Here is a 19,507-nt window from a genome sequence, read left to right as displayed (position 1 = left end):
GTTCTTGGGCCAGATGCAGGGCGGCGGTATCAGCATGTGGAGTTATCTCTTCCCCCAGGTTGCCGAGCCGTGGACGGGGTCTTTCGGCGTCGTCTCGCTGATTATCTGGGGACTGGCGGCGCTGACCGCCATTCTGTTGCCGGGGCGTTGGGGCGAGGGCGCGGTCGCAAGCGGCCCCGTTGCAGCGCCGCCGCCGGTTCGGTCCAGGAATCACGCCCCACCCGAACCCGTGCGGCAGATTCTGCCGGCCGCGGCTCCGCTTGCACGGCCTGCAAAGCCGGCGCCCATGGTGGCGTCCGTTCCAGAACAGGCGCCAGTGTATCCCCCGCAGAAGACGAAACCTGCAAAGACCCCCGCCAAGACAGCCCCCGCGCAGGCCAAGTCCGAAAAACCCGCGCCAAAGCAGGTCCCAAAGAAGAAGGCGCAGCCGCACAAGAAGGGTCAGGCCAAGAAAAAGAAACGGTGAGTGCAACGTCTATTCGCGGTATGCCCACCGCGCGTGTATGCTGCCGTGAATCTGACCGAGTCTATAGGCAGCTCGCATATCGCCGCTCAGGCGGCGCACCGCGTTTGATTTTCTCCTGCCGTTGCCTATACGCTCACTCTTGAAGACCAACTGACGGGGGTGCATCGTGAGAGATGACCGGGTTGGCAATTGCACTGTAGAAACGAGGATGAGGAGGCTTGGAGCTTATGGCCGCGAAAAACTTGTCGCAAAAAATACTGGACCTCGCGGGGAAGTTCGTGGCTCGTCAGGAAGGGGCATGGGAACATGCGGACTGGGAGACATTCCTGGAAGAGACCGCGGAATTGGGCGTTGAACTGACCGACGAGACGCGCCGAAATCTGGGCAATATACTGGAAGCGGCCAAGTACTTCTACAGCTTGACCCCAGTGAAAAAACGGCATGGCAGAAAGAAAGACTGACCCTCCTGCGCCTGTGCCGCGGAACTGCGTCTGTCTCCGTGTATCGCCCGGCCCCTGCAAGGGGAAGCAGTCAGGTTGTGCCTGCATCGACGGTCGCGCTGGCATCGGGTGAAGGTATGGGATTCGCGTCCATTTTGCGTGCCGTGGCGCTGTCATTCACGTAGGAAGCCAGACGGCCTGTCAAGTGGTCGACCAGCGTTGGTTGTCGCGTGATCTGGTCGCCTTGCTTCCAGTTCTGCAAGTACCATTCAATGTTGACCAAGGCTATGGGCGCGGCTTCGGTAAGCCGGTTCCACGTAAAGGGTTCGAGGCCGGACTGCCATGTAAGGCGCCATTGACTGGTGCGAATCGACAGGGCAAGCGGAACACCGGACATCGCGACTGGTTCGCGGTTGACCGCGCCCGCCAGCAGGTCCGCGCCCGATATGGCGTGGTCAAAGCGCACGTTCGTCAAAGCAGCCAAGGTCGCGGCGACGTCTTCGAACGTAACCAGGCCGTGCTGCTCCGGCAGGAGATGACGGGGCCGTCGCGGCAACCCCAGAATCAGGGGCACGCGGAGACAAGGCTCCGTCAGGTCGCGCTTCGGCGGCGCACCCCAGGATTCGGAAAAATCGAAGCCGTAGGGCGATGTGATTACGAATAACGTGTTCTCGAGGCCGGAAACCTCGCGCAGCCGGTCATAAAACGCGCCGACCTGCTGGTCCACGCTTGCGAGGGCCGTGTCGTAGACATCAAGCGGGCGGGGCGACGCGGGCGACGAGACGAAACCGTCCCCGTAACGGCTGCGCAGCCATTGAGGGTGGCGCAGCTCGCGCAACCGGATGAACACGAAGAGTTTTTCGTCGCAGTGCGCCTCGATCCATCGGGCGGCCTTTTCCAGCGTGATGTTGGAACCGGCGGGCGCCACGGGATTCGCGCTGCCTTGTGTCGATCGGCGCCAGACGACACTCACGGGATAGTATTCGTCGAAAACCTCGAAACCGCGCTCAATGCCTTTGCCGTGTACCAGGTCCCGCTCGTCCGGTCCGTCGCCTTCGGTGAACGCCGCGGTGGCGTAATGGTCCTTGTGCAGCAGCTCGGCGAGCGTGCGCAGCCCTTCCGGCAGGGGGCCGGACACCGGTCCGAGATAGCCATGCCGCAAGGGGTTCACCCCCGTGAGCAACGACATCGCGGCGGCGAGCGGTTCGGGCGCGGGCGTGAAGACGTGACTGAAGACAATGCCGCTGGCCGCAATCCGCTGCAGGGACGGGGTCGTCGCTCGCGTGTAGCCGAGGCCGCTAACGTGTTCCGCGCCCAATCCCTCGACAAACAGCACAATTACGTTCGGAGCGGTGCTCATAGTCCGCGAATCGTGAAAATAGGGGCCGGACAAGAGCATGGATTCCCCGTCTGCGCTGGAAGGACGCAATCCGCTGCGCAAGACCCATGGCGAGGTCTTCTCGCTGGTCCACAGGATAGTACACGCCTTGGCCTCTTCCGGGATGTTCCCCGATGGCAGCCGCCATTCATTCCACTGGTCCGAACGCAGCGGCACCTCCTGCATTTCCAGAGGCGCGTCCGCCGTATCGAACTGATAGGCCACGTGAATGCTGTCGGGCGGCTTCGTTGCTTCCGCGGGGCAGGCCCAGCGCAGGGTGACGTTCTGACCGAGACGGCGGCTCACCGGAAACGTGAAATGTGCGCCTTCGCGCAAACGCCGCGCCGGCGCAAACGTGTCGCCTGCCCGGATAGCGCCAGTTTCACCCGGTCCCACGCGCTGGGCTGCGATCAGTTCGGAGCGCCACGCATAGAGGGCAACCAGCGCACCCAACGCCGGCGCCGCCGCGAGGCCGAACCACGCCAGCGAGACCGCGCGCGATGCGGGCCGGGAACGCACGGTCGCATATAGCGCGAGCAGTTTGAAGAGCACGAGCACACCTGCGAATCCAGCAAGAAAGAGCAGTGGCTCCACTTTCTCGAGGGCCCGCGCGGCCCGCTCAGGTTCTCCCAGCACAAGCGCCGCCAGACGCGCGGCGCCCAGGTCTACGAGCGAAATCCCCGCCAGCGGCAGGGCCAACGCCAATGCGCCTGCGTTGGCCAGCGCTTCGAACATATAATAGACTGGGGTGCGCGAAGGAATCGTTGCGCGCAAAATGGCCGTGTACAGCAGTTGCGCCGAGACAAACATTGCCGCAACCGCCGCCGCGATCAACAGTCCTGCCTCGAAATTCGGCACGTATCCCGCCACGGCCAGAAGCCGCCGCGCATATGCGCCCACGAAGGCGCCAGCGCCCCCGAGAGATAGCAGATACAGTGCAATCATACCGGTTCTGTTTATACGTGACGGCGCGCACGGAGTTCCCAATTCGCCCATCACCGTTAGATTTCCCGCTCGCGCCTTTGCTACCATGGATCGTAACACGATGTACTACAGGGAGACCACCTGCTTGTGCTCAGCAAGATCTTAACGCGCGTTTTCGGTTCCGGCGCGCAGCGGGAGTTCCGCAAGCTGCTGCCCGTCGCGGACGAGGTGCGTTCGCTCGAGCCGCGCTACGTCCGCATGACCAACGAGGAACTGCGGCAGCAGACCGCCGTCTTCAAGGAGCGGCTGGCACAGGGCGCAAGCTTGGACAGCCTGCTGCCCGAGGCATATGCGGTCGTGCGCGAAACCTCGAAGCGTATTGTCGGCCTGCGCCCGTTCGACGTGCAGGTCGTGGGCGGCTACGTGCTGCACCGGGGCGAGATCGTCGAGATGGTCACCGGCGAAGGCAAGACGCTCGTCGCAACCATGCCCGCATACCTCAATGCGCTGGAAGGCAGGGGCGTGCACGTAGTCACCGTAAACGACTATCTCGCCCGCCGCGACTCGGAGTGGATGGGGCCCATCTTCCGCTTTCTCGGGCTGACGGTCGGCCTGATCCAGCACGACATGGACGTGTACGAGCGCCAGGTCGGCTACCGCGCGGACATCACCTACGGCACAAACAACGAGTTTGGATTTGACTACCTGCGCGACAACATGTCGCGTCACCCGTCGCTGTGCGTGCAGCGCGAACTGCACTACGCCATCATCGACGAGGTGGACTCCATCCTCATCGACGAAGCGCGCACGCCTCTAATCATCTCCGGGCGGCCGGAGAAGAGCACGGACACGTATGTGCGCGTGGACGAGGCCGTGCGGCGGCTCCGCAACGAAAAGCACTACACGCTTGACGAGAAGCACAATCAGGTCGTGCTGACGGACGAAGGCCAGGAAGAGGCCGAACGCCTCCTTGGCGTCGAGAATCTCTACACCGACGAGAATATCGGCCTCGTTCACATGATCGAGCAGGCGCTGCGCGCACACCATTTCTACAAGCGCGACGATGAATACATGGTCCGCGACGGCGAGGTCCTGATCGTCGATGAATTCACGGGCCGCGTGATGGAAGGCCGGCGTTATTCCGACGGGCTGCATCAGGCTATCGAAGCCAAGGAGCGGGTCGCGATCCGCTTCGAGTCGCAGACCATTGCCAGCATCACGTACCAGAACTACTTCCGGCTCTACCACAAGATATCGGGCATGACCGGCACGGCCGTGACTGAGGCGCCGGAATTTCAAAAAGTCTACAACCTCGACGTCACGAAACTCGAAACGAACTTGCCGCTCATCCGCGAGGATTTGCCCGACCTTGTCTTCGCAACGGAGATGGGCAAGTACAAGTATGTCATCGACGATATCAGGGAGATCCACGCGTCGGGCCGGCCCATACTGGTAGGCACCGTTTCGATCGAGAAGTCCGAGTTCCTTGCGCGCATGCTCGAAGAACAGGGCGTGGACGCCGTGCAAGTGCTCAATGCGAAACACCACGAACGCGAAGCGGCGATCATATCGAACGCGGGCAAGAAGAGCGCCATAACCATTGCCACGAACATGGCGGGCCGCGGCACGGATATCAAGCTGGCGGAAGGGGTGCGCGAACTCGGCGGCCTCTATATCGTCGGCACGGAGCGGCACGAGGCCCGCCGCATCGACAACCAGCTTCGCGGCCGCTGCGGGCGCCAGGGCGACCCGGGCACCACGCGGTTCTACGTCAGCCTCGAAGACGAGGTGGCGCGCCTCTTCGGCGGCGCCCGCGTAAAACGTTTCCTCGAAATGATGGGCAGCGGCGAAGAACTCGACGCGCAGCCGCTGTCACACCGCTATCTCTCGCGCAGCGTGGCGCGTGCGCAGTCCGCCGTCGAACAGAACAACGCCGAAGTGCGCAAGCACCTGCTCGAGTACGACCAGGTGATGGACCGGCAGCGCAAATACATTTACGCGATGCGCCGCGAGCTGCTCGGCGACAAGGACGTCTCGGAACGCATCCGCGAGATGTTCGAGAACTGTATTATCGAAGCGATCAATGAATTCGCGCCGGAAGACAAACTGCCGGAAGAATGGGACCTCGAGGGCCTCGAAGCAGCCCTGCAACGGCTTTTCGGATTCCAGGTGGACGCCGCCATAGAGGGCGAGACGATTCTGGATTCCGTCCGCAAGCAGGTCTTCGCGGAATATGACCGGCGGGAAAGGGAGATTGCTGAGGAGATCCGCCGGGATTACCGCGCGAATATCGGTGGCGATGAATCGAAGGTGGATTTCGGCCGCCTGTCCCGGCGGCGCATGCACGTGCTCGAAAAGATGGTGGCGCTGCGCACGGTAGACGAGAAATGGATTGACCATCTGCACGACATGGACTACCTGCGCGAATCCGTGCGCTTGCGCGCGTTCGGCCAGAAAGACCCTCTTCTCGAGTACAAACAGGAGGGCTTCGAGTTGTTCGAGGCGCTCGTTCAATCCATCGAAGAGACCGTGACACAGAGTCTCTTCCGGCTGAGCGACCCCGAAGTGCGGCGCAAACGCGAGCAGAGCCTGCGCCGGGGGACGCTGACCGCGCAGGAAGACCCCTTCGCGCATCTGCGTGAATACAGCTACGTCGCCGCGGACAAGGAGGCAGACCGCAGTTTCGCCGTGCATGACACAAGCCGCTTTGCGCTGGGCGGTCAAATCCCCGGACGGACGGAATCCGGGCAGGACGAGGCAGCGCCACGCCCGAAGCCCCGGCCTGTCCGCGTGGCACAAAAAGTCAAACCCAACGATCCCTGCCCTTGCGGCAGCGGCAAGAAATACAAGAAGTGCTGCGGCTCGGTCATCGCCGAATAATCCCCCTCCTCATCACGGCCTTCTGGGCCGTCATGACGGGTTCTCTCATCTATCAGGAGGTGATTCGCCCCCATTTCGGCATGGTAACGCCCGCCCGGGATACGACCCGCACCATGGACCTCTGGCTCGGCGTGTACTCGAACCAGAGCACGCAGGTCGGATTCATCCACACGACGAGCACCCCGCTCATCCGCGAAAGCGAGCCCGGCGCGCGCCTTGCCATCACCGCGCACGTGCGCCTGCCGGTGCTTGGCCGGACAACCGCCGCCAACTTGAACGGCAAGGCGTGGCTCAGCAGCGAACGGGGCCTCTCCGATTTTGAACTTCATTTGCGCCTGGACGAGCAGGAATTTTGCGCGGACGGCGTCATCCAGGATGGCACGCTCAAGGTCACGCTGGATATGCCGGGGCAGCAGATGCCACTCGAGTTTCCCGTGGGCGAAAACCCCCTGCTTTCCGACGGACTTGGCCTCACCGCCGCAAATATGCCGCTGTTACAGCCTGGTCAGACCGCCTATCTGGACGTATTCGATCCCGTCAGCCTCTCTACGTCGAAAGTCAAACTGACCTGCACCGGCGTTGAAGCGCTGACCGTCTGCGGGGAACTCGTCGAGACACACAGAATCGAAATGACTTCCGGCGGAACCGTGACTACCGTGTGGGCCACTTCCGATGAGGAAGTAGTGCGCGTCGATACGCCTTTCGGCTTCCAATTGCGCAAGATCACGCCGAAAGAAGCGCTCTCGTTTCCAGCACGGCGGGAAGATTCCACGCCGGATAGCGCAGCCTGAATCGCACGCATGGGGCGCCATCTCTGAAGGCGACTGCAACGGACGGCGCATGTTTTGCGCTTACGGTACGTCATTCTTGGATGCAGGCGACGGAAACGGCTACACTTCCGCCGCGTCCCGATGTATCGACACGGAGTAAGAGCATTTCATGATCGTGACCGAAGGATTGACAAAGCGCTTCGGCGAGAAATCCGCCGTGCAGTCTCTGGACCTGCGCATCGACGCAGGCACATTCTATTGTTTCCTGGGTCCAAACGGCGCGGGCAAGACAACCACCATCAAGATGTTGACCGGGCTGCTTAAGCCGACCTCCGGACGGGCCCTGCTCGGAGGTATCGATATTCAACAGGACCCCGTCGCCGCGAAGCGCCTGCTGGGCTACGTGCCCGATTCGCCGTTCCTTTACGACAAGCTGACGGGCGGCGAATTCATGCGTTTTGTTGCCGGGCTGTACCAGATGCCCGAGGCCGAATTTCGTCCGCGCCGCGACCGCTTGCTTGAGTTGTTCGAAGTGGACAAGGTCGCAGACCAGCTTATCGAGGACTACAGCCACGGCATGCGGCAGAAGTTGTCGTTCGCCGCGTGTTTCTTGCACGAACCGCGCATTGTCATCGTCGATGAGCCCTGGGTGGGACTGGACCCGAAGAACATCCGCTTCGTCAAGGATTTCCTGAAGGCAAAAACGCGCAACGAGGCTGTGACCGTGTTCATGTCGACACACACGCTCAGCATCGCGGAAGAACTGGCCGACCGGGTCGGGATCATCCACAACGGGCGGCTGCTGCACACCGGCACCGTTGCCGAGATTAAGGCGCTCCAGAGCCGTCCGGGCACGCTCGAAGACGTCTTCCTCGAGATCACGCAGGCGACGGACGAGGTTCTGGGCGCATGAACCAGTTCCGCACGATCGTGCGCGCGAAGCTGCGCATGGCGCGGCATCAGATTGCGTCCGTCCGCCACGAATCCCGGCTCAAGATCGGCGTCATTACGGTTTCCGCGCTGGGACTGTGGGTCGGCGCCTACATTTTTTTCGCCGAGGGCTTCCAGTGGCTGTCGACCTTTGACCGGTCTCTCGGGATGGAATATGGCTTTGCCGACATCTTGATGGTGCGCATGCTGGGCCTCTTTGCGCTGTCCGTATTCCTCCTGCTCATCTTTTCGAACGTCCTGGTATCGTTTTCGACGTTGTACCGTTCACAGGAAGTGACCTACCTGCTGCAGGCGCCCATCTCATTCCGCGAATTCTTCTATGCCCGGTACGTCGAGTGCATCGTGTTCAGTTCGTGGGCGCTGGCCTACCTCGGCTCGCCGCTGCTGCTCGCTTACGGATTCCACACCGGCGCGTCGCCCCTTTTCTACTTCGCGTTATTCCTCTTCTATCTGCCCTTTATTGTAGTGCCCGCCGCGCTGGGCTGCCTCATCACGCTGTTTCTGGCGCGCGTCTTCACACAGCTCAGAGTGCGCACGATGATTCTCCTTGGCCTGCTCGCCGTCACGCTGCTTTTCCTCTATGTGCGCGATATCCTCACCACCACCGAAATCCACGATGAAAGCATGTTGCCGGCCCTTTTCCTCGATGCTACCGGCCGCCTCCAGTCCCCGTTTCTGCCCAGCTACTGGACCACGCAGGGCGTGCTTGCGCTGGCGAAAGGCGATATCGCCCGCGGCGGCTATTATTTTCTGCTCCTGCTCTCCAACGCATGCATGTGCCTCTGGGTCTCGGGCGAAATCGCGCAGCGCGTCTTCTATCCCGGCTGGTCCTCTTTGCAGGGACAGGACCGGCAACGAATCAAGCCGGAGGGCGGGGGCATTCTCGGGCGGATTGACGCGGCGCTGCGTTTCGTGCGCAACCCGGAGCGCGCTCTTGTGGTAAAAGACGTGAAGCTCTTCTGGCGCGACCCGACCCAGTGGTCGCAATTCGTAATCTTTTTCGGCATCATGGCCATCTACTTCGCGAATCTGCGCAACACGTCCCGCTACTACGAACAGGAGTTCTGGCGCAGTTGGATCGCCTGCCTGAACGTCGGCGCCGTCACGCTCATCCTCGCCACGCTGACCAGCCGCTTCGTTTTCCCGTTGATCAGTCTCGAAGGCCGCCGCTTCTGGATTCTCGGGCTCGCGCCGCTGTCCTTCCGCAGGCTGCTCTGGCAAAAATTCTGGCTCAGCGTCGTGACCGCCTCGTCATTCACCGTGACGCTCGGCGTGCTCTCCGGCATCATGCTCAAACTCGAACCAGTATACTTCTGGCTCACCGTATACAGCGTCGTCATCACAAATTTCGGGCTGTCGGGACTCGCCGTGGGACTGGGTGCGCTCTATCCCACCTTTTCAGAAGACAACCCAGCGCGCATCGTCTCCGGGCTCGGCGGCACGCTCAACCTGCTGCTCAGCGTCGGCTACATCGCGCTTGTCGTCGCCGCGCAGACCGTGATCCTGCAATGGCGCGTCCTCGAACGGTTCACCAGCCCGCGCATGTTCGGGTTCGCGCTGGCCGCCGTCATAGCCTTCATCACGGGCCTCAGCCTCTTCTGCATGCTCGGCCCCATGCGCATGGGCCTGCGCAATCTCGAACGCATGGAGTTCTGATATGGCAACCATCACGGTGCGCACCACCGGGCACACCCAGTTTGTCAACATCGACCGCGAGGTTAACCGCGTCATAGAAGCCTCCGGCGTAACGGAGGGGCTTGCGCACATATTCGTGCCCCACACAACCGCGGGCCTCACGATAAACGAAAACGCCGACCCCGACGTCGTGCGCGACATCATCGCCGCGCTCGAACGCGCCGTGCCCTGGAACGGCGCGTACGCCCATGCGGAGGGCAACGCCGCGGCGCACGTAAAGGCCAGCATGATGGGCTTCTCGCAGACCATTCCAATCGAGAATGGCCGCCTCGCCTTCGGCACATGGCAATCGCTTTATTTCTGCGAATTCGACGGCCCGCGAACCCGCCAGGTGCGCGTCGCTCTTCGCGTCCTCTGAACCGCTTCAGCCGCAGGCGCAGCGCAAGAACCGGTCCGGCGCCTGCACCCTCCGTGACGCGCCACCCGGTGGAATCGCGCCGTATCGGGTTTGATGCGGCTCCCTGTTTTGCGGTATCATACGTTTCCTCGTCGGGGTGTAGCGCAGCCCGGTTTAGCGCGCTTGGTTCGGGACCAAGAGGTCGGAGGTTCAAATCCTCTCACCCCGACCACTTCTTTTCTCTTGTCACACGATGCCAGAGAGCGAATACCACTGTCTTTATTGGCGATTTCTGCGTGCTGTACAGAGGCGCTATCAACCTCCGTATATCCCACGGTAATGCAATGCGTTGCCTGAATTTGACGTGAAAAGCCAGGAGTTGGTGCAAGGGTTGGTGCAAGGGAATCGGCCGCCAGGTTACTCGCCGCCGCATCCCGTTTGCGCATGTCCAGCACGGGCAGACTGGATACTGCCCCCGCCATGTCGAGCAGTCCGAGATGCGTGTACACGTTCGCGGTGAGCTTGGGGTCCGTGTGTCGCATGAGCCTCTGCGCGGTCTGCAAGGGCACGTTGGCCTGTGCCAGCAGCGTAGCGTATGTATGCCTAAGACAGTGAATGTCCACGCTACGTCCGCGCGAGTCCTTCTTGATAATGCGCCCCGAGGCGTCCTTCGTGGCAATACCGGCGGCCGCCAAGTCTCGATTGAAAACCTTGGTCATCGTCTTCGGCAAGTCAAAGAGCACCGGGTCATCCCCGTGCCCGAATCTCACCACGTTTTCTGCGCGGCCTTCCTCCGTGCCGCGCGAATAGCGTCGCGATATGTAGTCGGATAGGTCCGCGGCAAGGTCTGCGGGCAAAGGAATCTGCGCGCCGCGTCTGGCCTTTTCATCCGCCGCCCGTAACTCAATGAAAGGGGGCTGGTGGTCAAGATACACCTGAGACACATGGATGCTCCGCAGTTCCCCCAAGCGCAGGCCGGTCAAAACCATCGTCTTGTACGCCAATGCCCGCATGTTGCCCAGTATCGTCAGTTTCTTGCTGAACCTTCCTGTGAGTTTCGCCGGCTGGGCGCCTCGATTGCCGTGCAGCGTCTCCTGCAGCGGACGAATCTGCGCCGCTTCAATGAGTTGTTGCACTTCGTGTAGCGTCAGTGCGCGCCGTGGCCGCTTGGGGTCCGCCTTGACGTTCAGCTTGCGAAGTCCTCCGAACGGATTCACCGTGGTTCTGCCCTGGCGCAGGGCCCAGTTCCCGAAATTGGTCAAGGCCTCGATATAGGCGTTGTGTACGCGCGCGCCCATCCGCTGGTTTCTGACTTCTGAGCCAAGCCAGTTCTCGACCTTTTGCCTGCTCAATTCCGAAAGACGTTTAAATCTGCACGCCTCAAACAGGAGTTCGAGATACCGGACGGTCACATTGACATGGTTTCGGCTGAGCCGTCGCCCTTCCATTTGGGCACGAAAATCAGCCAGATGAGCCGCAAGCGAAACCGAAGTCCATTTCATCGCGGCCGCTTCCGTTTCCGACATAATGCCCGCCCTGACCTGCTCGACTCGTTTTTGCAGGCCGCCGAGCACGGCAAGCGCCGCGGTGCGGTCCTTGCAGCCCGTCGGAACCACACGAACAACCCCCGTGGCATCGCGATACTTTGCGCTGTAGGTTGCCGCCTCGACGAGTGCGCGCGTGGTGCCGTTGCGGCTCGCGGTAATCCGCCCCTCGCGCCGCCTGCCGGCGCGGTCCTTCCAGCGCACCCATTCAACACCGCCGCGTCTGAAACGCTCAGCGCCGTCCGGAATTGCAGCCGTATACGTCTTCTTGAATACGCTCATTGTTTCTGGCCTTTCCGAAGGCGTCCAACCGACGCCGGAACAATTTGTGAGCCTGTCCGCGAGGTCGCACGAGAAGTTGAACCTGCCCCGGGTGAACAGCATGAGAGACCACGCGCAGCAAACCCGTGTCCCCCTCGAAACCCTCTGGTGTTGCTCTTCATTTTTCGTGCTCTCGTTGTTCTTTCTGCCATATGGTGACGCATAAGTCAAGGCGGCGCCGTTGCCCGTCCATTTTGGCCACCGTCCGAGGTCCTCGCGACTTTTCGGGAGGGGCATTCCGGCAGCTGAACCGCGCTTGACCGAGCGTATTCCAGCACCGCCTTCACGAGATACTTGCCGGGGTGAGTCAACTTGCTCAAACCCTTGGCGTCCCGAATAGCGGCGTCTTGGCAATCCTTGATGTACTGTAACTTGTCTTCAAGCGTACCAGGGCCGTCTGGGTGGGTCCATAGTACGTCAAGAGCCTCATTCCACCACGCTTCCCAAGGTTCGTTACAGTCACCGCAGGCCTTGACCTCGGCCAGGTTCCCTGATTTCCATTCTTCTTTGCTCACAACGCCGCCGAGATTCATCCGACCGAGAGTAAAGGCCGGCTCTCCGACTCGGCAAGCTCCTGCACGACGATGCTGAACGGCGGCAAATCGTCTTTCGGACGCCGGTGTAAGTCTCTCTCCGCCGGCGCCAACAACTCCGGTGTGCGCAACCGCACTATCGCGGGCAGCTTCGTGTCGCGCATCATCCGCGAGCACGGTAACATCTTGTGCCCCCACCCCGTCACCTTGCTGTCCGTCGGAACCACCACTCGGACTGCTCTCAACCCGTAATCTGGCTCTGCGCAAGCTGACGTTGCCGCGAGCGGGACGGCCCCGCCATTCCGGAGGACAGGCGACGTTGCCCCTTCAGGAAACAGGCCGCGCACACGCCTTGTCGCCCCTTGAGTCACGTTTCCTTGGCTCGCTCCCGGCGCAGCCCCTTGCGCTTTCCGCGGCCGGCCGCGCCTGCTGCCGGCGCCGGCCCCGCCGCTTGACGGGCGCCCTGCCCAAAAATCTGAAGCAACCGAAGGCTGTCTCTGGGGCTTGCCCCGGAGAAGTCCTCTTCCGGCATCTCCGCGAGCGCTTTGGCCCGCCGTCCCTCAGGCACCCGCAGCAGCAGTCTTGTCGCCCGAATCCGCTGGTTTATGGGCACGTTGGGGTCTCGCGCTATCTCGGTCCATAGCGTGACCAACTCTCCCGGCGTCAACTCCTGCCTCATCTTCTGTTCCGCCGCCAGTCTCTGGATAGCCTCCCGGATTTCCGGTCTGCGGACCAGCTTGCGGCCGTATTGTGGGTGCAGCCCAACCGCCCGCGCCGCGGCGCTTGCGTTGCCCTTGTATGCGCCCACAAACGCCAGCTGCGCGCCAGTCAGCCGAACCGGCCGCTTGGGCCGCGCAGACGCGGCTTCAGGTTCTGTTGTGCAATGCGTAGTCACTTGTCTACGCTTTTCGGGGGGAATGTGCATGCGTTTCGCGCCTCCCTGGCAGTCTGTTCCCGGTCTCTTGGCGACCAGTTTCTGCAGCACTTTTTTTTCATCGTTCAGAGCCCCAAGTCAGGCGGAGCCGCGGCCCCGTCTCCGCGGTCGTACCGCGCCACCGACTGCACCGCCCTGTGGCTCGTCACACGCATCACCTCCAGCGCCTGCACGCCACGGCTCGTCGCCGCCGTCACGAATCCCGCGCGCAGGCTGTGCGGCGATACTCTCGACTCCAGACCCGCACGCGCAGACAGCCGCCGCAACAGATACCACACCGTGTCCGGATGCATCCGCCGGCCCAGCACATGACCCCAACGGTCCACGCCCCGGAACAAAGGGCCCGACGTCAGACCCGCGCCTTCCACCCACGCCTGCACCGCGCGCACCGGGCACGTCACGGCGCTCCGGCCGCGCCGCAGGCTTCGCCAGTGTCCCGCACCCCGCGGGTCCGTCTTCGAACGCGGCAGATAAACCCGCAAACAACCCTGCAAATACTGCACATTCTCCACATCCAGCGCCGCCAGCTCCGAGCGCCGGAAGCCCCCCGAGAAACCCACCAGCAGCAGCGCCCGGTCCCGCCGCCCGGAGTGCAACCGCACGTCGCACGCCCGCGACAATTGCCGCACCTCCGCCACCGTCAGCGCACGTCCCTGAGCCACCCCCGCCGCATGCGTGCGCAGAACCCCCTCCAGCACCCGCCGCACCAGCGGGTCACGGCCCGCGTGACACCGGCCGTACCGGTCGTCCCAGGCCCGGCACAGACCCGCCAGGCACCGCCGGACGGTCGCCGGCTTGCGGCGCTGGTACTCCGCCAGCCACGTCAGATACCGCGCCACCGTCATCGGCTCCGGGGGCTCCCGGAACGTCTTCGTGAGCTGGCAAAAAAGCTCGAAGCCGCGCAGGTCCGCCGCGTATGCGCGCTCCGTGTTTTGCGCCCGCGCCGCGCGCGCCAGAGCCCTCGCCTCGGCGTCCAGCTGGCGGCCCCAACGCTCTGCCTCAAGGGCTAATTCCGTCCCCGAATCGACCGTTTTCAAAAGTGCACACTCCCCGAACGCCGGAGGGGGGGTACTGGCCCCCGTCCGGGGCATCGTTCATGATAATAGAATGTTATCATGAAGGATCTCAAGTCCTTTGAGAGGCTGTTTTTCCTTCCCCGCGTGTGCACAAAACCGACACCTGTCAAAGCCCAAAATCACGGGCCATGCACCACTTCCAGGGAGAGGGGATACAGCCGATGCACCGGGACGGGGGCGTCACTGCTCTAATCCCGCATTCGGCTTCGGGTGATTACGGGGACCGCGAACAAACGCGGGGGATATCGCCGCGCAGAGGGACGATGCGTGCCGCCAAGGAAGTCAAAGAAGTCATCAAACACCAGCACCGGCGCCAGTATCGGCTTCAGGTATCCGAGTTTCCACTCCCCGACGCCTCGCGTGCCATGTCATGCAGCCTCCTGGAGTTGTCCGGCGTACCTCCCCGCTTGCCGGAAGTTGTCAACATGCCACATCCGATGACACTGCGACTCCAATGCGACGTCCGCAGGGTCACGAAGATGCGGAAATCGTGTCGCGAGCGGGTTGGTGCCGGATGGCCAGGTTCGAGTACGGGACACACGGTGGCGCAATGCAATTCGCGCACTTTCGGGGGGGGAGCGCGGGAAAACACAAAACCGTCATGTCACTGTTTTGTCACCGTTCTTGACCCCAGGTCGACGCGCGGGCCAGGACCGCGCATGCTGCGGTCGCAGCGGGCAAACGCATCGCGGTTGAGGCAATCGGTGATGCGGGACTGCCGCTGCGCCCGTCTGCACAGCCCAGCCGGGAGAGTCTTTCACGTCCGCGGCATAGCTTTCAAGTGTGTTGCGGGCGCGCGCGGCCCGGGCGCATTCCAGGCCCGGTTTCATTGATTCTTCTGCATCGACCGGGCTCCGGAACGGCCCCGCGGTCGCGCCGATAACGCTTGGTTATCGCACATCATGTCAGGGTACATCTACGGACCAAACGGCCGGAATCAAGGCTGCGCCTCTAACGCCGCTGCTGCAGACGGACTGACGGGGCTCTCGCTATGCGTAGAACCTGCCCCAAGGCCAGCGCCGCCGGCCTCTCGGCAGCAGGAACGGCTACAAGCACGGGTGATGTCCTGCGCCAAGGCGGCATGGTATGCTAAAGGCGTATTTGGAGGGGTGCACGATGTCTTCAGCATCGCGGAATGCGGTTTTAACGCTGGTACTGGTCTTGGGTGCGGTGGCCGCGCCTGTATTCGCGGCGGAACGCGGTTCCGGCGGCGCTGAGGCCCCGCCGGCCGCGGCGGAGGGGGCCGGCCAGAAATACGCCGTGGTGATTGGCGTCAACCGCTACGACGACACCGGCATCGGCAACCTGGAATATGCCGTGGCGGACGCCGCCGCCGTGCATCAGGCGCTGACCGGCGCGCCGTCCGGTTTCGAGGCCGCCCGCACGGCCCTACTGGCCGATAACCAGCCCGACGAGCGCAAGCCGACGCGCGCGAACATACTCAAGTTCCTCAACTCCTACGTGAACCTCGCGGGCGCTTCCGATACCGTGCTGGTGTATTTCGCGGGCCACGGCACGACGGAAAAGGACCAGTTGTACCTCTTGCCATCGGACGCCTCTACAAGCCTGCTCCAGGACACGGCCATCCCTTTCGAACGCCTGCGTGAGGTCATCGAGCAGTCGCCCGCGCAGCGCAAGGTGCTGGTCCTGGACGCGTGCCACAGCGGCGCGGGCCGCGCGGTGAACAAGATGACGCAGGCCGTGGGCGCGCAGTTCGAGCAGGCTTCGCGAGGGATGGTGGTGCTGGCCTCGTGCGGGCCGGAGGAGGTTTCGCGCGAGATGGCCGACACGGGCCACGGCGCGTTCACGCATTTTCTGCTGGAAGGTCTGGGCGGCGCGGCGGACGCGAACGGCGACGGTCTCATCGGCGCGAAGGAACTGAGCAACTTCACGTGGGACCACACGCGGCTGTGGGCGGCCTCGAAGGGCTGGGAGCAGAACCCTTGGGAACACAGCCGCGTTTCGGGGGACATCATACTCGCGCGGCCGTACGCCACCGGTCCCGGCACGCAAGCACCTCGCCCTCCGGTGGTGATGACGCCCCCGCCCCCTCCGCCGAAGGAGCCGGAGCCGGGTGAGGTGCGGGTGTTTGAGGGCGGCGAGTTTGCGTGGATACCGCCGGGGACCTTCGAGATGGGCTCGAAGCTGAGCCCTGAGCGGGTCATCGCGACATACGGCGGCGAGGCGGAATGGAAGGAGTCTCACGAACGCGAGCACCCGCGGCATACGGTGACGCTGACTCGGGGATTCTGGCTGGCAACGAAGGAGGTGACGGTGGGGGAGTTCCGGGCCTTCGCGGACGCGACAAGATATCAGACGGACGCTGAGAAAGGCGGCTCGGGATTTACCGCCAATCTGGAGACCGGTTCGTATGAGGACACGAAGGGCGCGTCGTGGCGGAATCCGGGCTGGGCCTTGGAGGACCGTCAGCCGGTGGTGCTGGTGAGCTGGAAGGATGCGGTGGCGTATTGCGATTGGCTGAGCCGGAAGACGGGGGAGACGTACCGGCTGCCCACGGAGGCGCAGTGGGAGTATGCGTGCCGCGCCGGTACGGATACGGAGTTCTGGTGGGGCGACCGGATGGAGGACGGCCGTGGCTGCCTGAACGGCGCGGACGAGACGAAGCTGCCGGATGGCGGCCAGTTGAAATACCGCTTCCCGTTTTCCGACGGGTACTGGAATGTATCGCCAGTGGGGAGTTTCAAGGCGAACCGGTGGGGTCTGTACGACATGCACGGGAACGTTTGGGAATGGTGCTCGGACTGGTTTGGGGACTACGCGAGCGGCTCCGTGACGGACCCTTCGGGCCCGGCGTCGGGTGAGTTGCGGGTGGTGCGTGGCGGCTCGTGGAGCACCTATCCCGGAGGCTGCCGTTCGGCGCGTCGCAACGGCCACGCCCCGGCCCTCCGCGTCGCGCTCCTCGGCGTTCGGTTGTCGCGGACTCCGTAACCCTGCGTACTGTAGCCCTGTTGCCCTGTGCTCTTTTGCTCTTTACCCTTATCGCGCGGAGCGCGCGACCAAATTTTTTTGAGGCTCCAGGAACGAGCAAGAATCACCTATCATCAGGCGGACTTGTGATTTGACCCTGTGGTTTCTGTTGCGGGCTGCGGTTGGAGTTGCGCGTTGGAAACCACAGCCGGAAGTCGAGTCCTGTTCCTGCGGCGGCGCGGCATGCGTTCCGGCGGGCGCGCCGCTCGATGATGCGGCGGGCGGGAGCAGTCTGGTAAGCTTGCCGAATGGGGCCGAAGGCCCGCTCCCGTCCGCGGGGGGCGCGGAAAACGGGCTGGTCCGGCGGAGGGAGAACACCGATGCGGCGGGTAGCCTTGCTGGCGGGCGTAGAGCATTACCGGGACCAGACAATCGTGCCGATGGAGTATGCCGGGGATGACGTGGTGGCTCTTGGGGCGCGGCTTTTGGACGTCTGCCGTTTCGACCGCGTTGTGGTTCTGGCGCAACGCGATGGTCATGACCGGCCCGATTGCCACAACGTCGTGCGCAGGGTGCAGGAACTGGGGGCCGAAGTGGACGAGGACGGGCTGTTCCTGTTTTATTTTTCGGGACACGGCATCGAGTGGAAAGCGGATTCTGCGCCCGCGGGCGACCCGCCGCAGATGTACCTGCTGACGGAAGAAACGCTCCTTGCGACGCCTTACCTCAACAGCCTGAGCCTGCAAGTGCTGAAACACTTGCTGGGAGGTGTGTCTGCGCGCCAGCGCGTGCTGTTGTTTGACGCTTGCCGGAATTACCCTCGCCGGAGCAAGAGCCCGGAAGACAACCGGATGGGCCGTGCGGTGGCAAGGGACGCGATGGCGCTTGCGAAGGAAAGCGCGCCGCCGGGAGCGACGACGGTCCTGTACTCGGCGTGCGGCGAGGGGAAGCGGGCCTATGAATGGAAATGGCGGTCAAGAAACGCGGTGACGGGCCGGGAAGAAGAACAAGGCCACGGGGTGTTCACGCATTTTTTGTTGGAGGGACTGGACGGGGCGGCATGGCGGCACGATGAGCTGGAGTTCAAGAGGCTGGTGGACTTCACGAGCAGGAACGTGCGCGATTGGACGCGCAAGATGCCTGCGTTTCAGGAACCTCAGGAGCCGTGGTACGAGGAATTTGGGGCGGGCGAGGTGATTGTTCTGGCGACACGGGAGGAGACACCTCAGGCGCCCGGAGAGGAGCGCCGCGAAGAACGGCCCGAACGGGGGGACCAAACACCGCGGCGGCAAGACGGAAGCAAGCGCAAAGTCTGGGCCTTATCGGCGTTCATAGCGGTGTTCGCGGCCGTCTGCCTGACGTTGCTTCTTCTAAATGCGTACCGCTCCGCGCCCTTCGGGGGCGGGACGACGGGGCAGCCCGAAGCCACGCCCGCATCAGCCCAGCCCAGACCCGGCGATGTGCGCGTATTCGACGGGGGCGAATTTGCGTGGATACCGCCGGGGACTTTCGAGATGGGCTCGAAGCTGAGTCCGGAACGGGTCCTCGCGACATACGGCGGCGAGGCGGAGTGGAAGCAGTTTCACGAACGCGAGCACCCCCGGCACACGGTGACGCTGACGCGGGGTTTCTGGCTGGCTACGAAGGAGGTGACGGTGGGGGAGTTCCGGGCTTTTGCGGACGAGGCGCGCTACCGGACGGACGCCGAAAAAGACGGGTCGGGCTGGACTTACAGCCTCGACAGAGCTGAATGGCAAGATACGAAGGGCGCGTCGTGGCGCAATCCGGGCTGGACCCTTGAGGACCTTCAGCCGGTGGTGCTGGTGAGCTGGAACGACGCGGTGGCGTATTGCCAATGGTTGAGCCGCAAGACGGGCAAGACGTACCGGTTGCCCACGGAGGCGCAGTGGGAGTATGCGTGCCGGGCGGGCACGGACGGGGAATTCTGGTGGGGCGACCGCGCCGAGCATGGCCGTGGCTGCCCGAACGGCGCGGACGAAACGAAGCTGCCCAACGGCAAGCAGTGGACTCATCGCTTTCCCTTCCCGGACGGATACTGGAGCGTGTCTCCGGCGGGTAGCTTCCGGGCCAACCCCTGGAATCTGCATGACATGCACGGGAACGTCTGGGAATGGTGCGCGGACCGGTATGGAGCCTACGCCCCCGGCTCCGTGACGGACCCGGCGGGGCCCGCGTCCGGCGCGTCCCGGGTGGTGCGCGGCGGCTCGTGGTACAACGGTCCCGGGCGCTGCCGGTCCGCGAATCGCTACTACGCGAGCCCGAGCTACCGCCTCACGGCCTGCGGGTTTCGGCTGCTGCGCACCCCGTAG

General features: G+C 63.2%; 12 protein-coding genes, 1 tRNA gene and 1 pseudogene. 10 read left to right on the top strand and 4 right to left on the bottom strand.

The window, feature by feature from the left end; translation table 11 throughout:
* On the top strand, positions 1 to 466 hold a 466-nt coding region (locus tag KA184_17275), incomplete at its 5' end, for a hypothetical protein (protein ID MBP8131333.1).
* A gap of 227 nt (positions 467 to 693) precedes the next feature.
* Positions 694 to 927: a hypothetical protein gene (locus tag KA184_17270; GenBank protein MBP8131332.1), complete on the top strand. Its 234-nt coding sequence runs from the start codon at positions 694 to 696 to the stop codon at positions 925 to 927.
* 70 nt (positions 928 to 997) lie between these two features.
* Here KA184_17270 and KA184_17265 read toward each other — a convergent pair whose 3' ends face one another.
* Positions 998 to 3,229, bottom strand: coding sequence for a sulfatase-like hydrolase/transferase (locus KA184_17265; protein ID MBP8131331.1), 2,232 nt, complete (start codon positions 3,227 to 3,229; stop codon positions 998 to 1,000).
* Between the two features lie 120 nt (positions 3,230 to 3,349).
* Here KA184_17265 and secA point away from each other — a divergent pair, with 120 nt between their 5' ends.
* The 6 genes from secA (at position 3,350) to KA184_17235 (ending at position 10,073) form a co-directional block, all read left to right on the top strand.
* On the top strand, positions 3,350 to 6,088 hold the full coding sequence (secA, locus tag KA184_17260) for a preprotein translocase subunit SecA (GenBank protein ID MBP8131330.1): 2,739 nt from the start codon (positions 3,350 to 3,352) through the stop codon (positions 6,086 to 6,088).
* Positions 6,061 to 6,879, top strand: a complete 819-nt coding sequence (locus KA184_17255; protein MBP8131329.1) for a hypothetical protein — start codon at positions 6,061 to 6,063, stop codon at positions 6,877 to 6,879. The genes secA and KA184_17255 overlap by 28 nt, the downstream gene beginning before the upstream one ends.
* 148 nt (positions 6,880 to 7,027) lie before the next feature.
* Positions 7,028 to 7,771 carry an ABC transporter ATP-binding protein gene (locus tag KA184_17250; protein MBP8131328.1) on the top strand — a complete coding sequence of 248 codons (744 nt, stop codon included), beginning with the start codon at positions 7,028 to 7,030 and terminating at the stop codon, positions 7,769 to 7,771.
* Positions 7,768 to 9,465, top strand: a complete 1,698-nt coding sequence (locus KA184_17245; GenBank protein ID MBP8131327.1) for a hypothetical protein — start codon at positions 7,768 to 7,770, stop codon at positions 9,463 to 9,465. The genes KA184_17250 and KA184_17245 overlap by 4 nt, the downstream gene beginning before the upstream one ends.
* Before the next feature lies 1 nt (position 9,466).
* Positions 9,467 to 9,862 carry a secondary thiamine-phosphate synthase enzyme YjbQ gene (locus tag KA184_17240; protein ID MBP8131326.1) on the top strand — a complete coding sequence of 132 codons (396 nt, stop codon included), beginning with the start codon at positions 9,467 to 9,469 and terminating at the stop codon, positions 9,860 to 9,862.
* 132 nt (positions 9,863 to 9,994) lie between these two features.
* Positions 9,995 to 10,073: transfer RNA gene (locus KA184_17235), tRNA-Pro, on the top strand.
* A gap of 262 nt (positions 10,074 to 10,335) precedes the next feature.
* Here KA184_17235 and KA184_17230 read toward each other — a convergent pair.
* The 3 genes and pseudogenes from KA184_17230 to KA184_17220 form a co-directional block, all read right to left on the bottom strand.
* A pseudogene (locus KA184_17230) lies at positions 10,336 to 11,943 on the bottom strand (site-specific integrase).
* A 663-nt stretch (positions 11,944 to 12,606) separates the two neighbouring features.
* Complete coding sequence (locus KA184_17225; GenBank protein MBP8131325.1) at positions 12,607 to 13,164, bottom strand: terminase small subunit; 558 nt, start codon at positions 13,162 to 13,164, stop codon at positions 12,607 to 12,609.
* A gap of 74 nt (positions 13,165 to 13,238) precedes the next feature.
* Positions 13,239 to 14,210 carry a tyrosine-type recombinase/integrase gene (locus KA184_17220; protein MBP8131324.1) on the bottom strand — a complete coding sequence of 324 codons (972 nt, stop codon included), beginning with the start codon at positions 14,208 to 14,210 and terminating at the stop codon, positions 13,239 to 13,241.
* Positions 14,211 to 15,365: 1,155 nt separating this feature from the next.
* On the opposite strand from KA184_17220, the gene KA184_17215 reads away from it, so the two are divergent.
* Both KA184_17215 and KA184_17210 read left to right on the top strand, forming a co-directional pair.
* Entirely contained in the window at positions 15,366 to 17,198 is a 1,833-nt protein-coding gene (locus tag KA184_17215; GenBank protein MBP8131323.1) for an SUMF1/EgtB/PvdO family nonheme iron enzyme, read from the top strand.
* A 359-nt stretch (positions 17,199 to 17,557) separates the two neighbouring features.
* Entirely contained in the window at positions 17,558 to 19,507 is a 1,950-nt protein-coding gene (locus KA184_17210; protein MBP8131322.1) for an SUMF1/EgtB/PvdO family nonheme iron enzyme, read from the top strand.

It is taken from the genome of Candidatus Hydrogenedentota bacterium, assembly GCA_018005585.1.
In the GTDB taxonomy this organism is placed as follows: domain Bacteria; phylum Hydrogenedentota; class Hydrogenedentia; order Hydrogenedentales; family JAGMZX01; genus JAGMZX01.
Note: the sequence above shows the minus strand (reverse complement) of the source record. Positions and strands in the feature narration are given on the sequence as shown.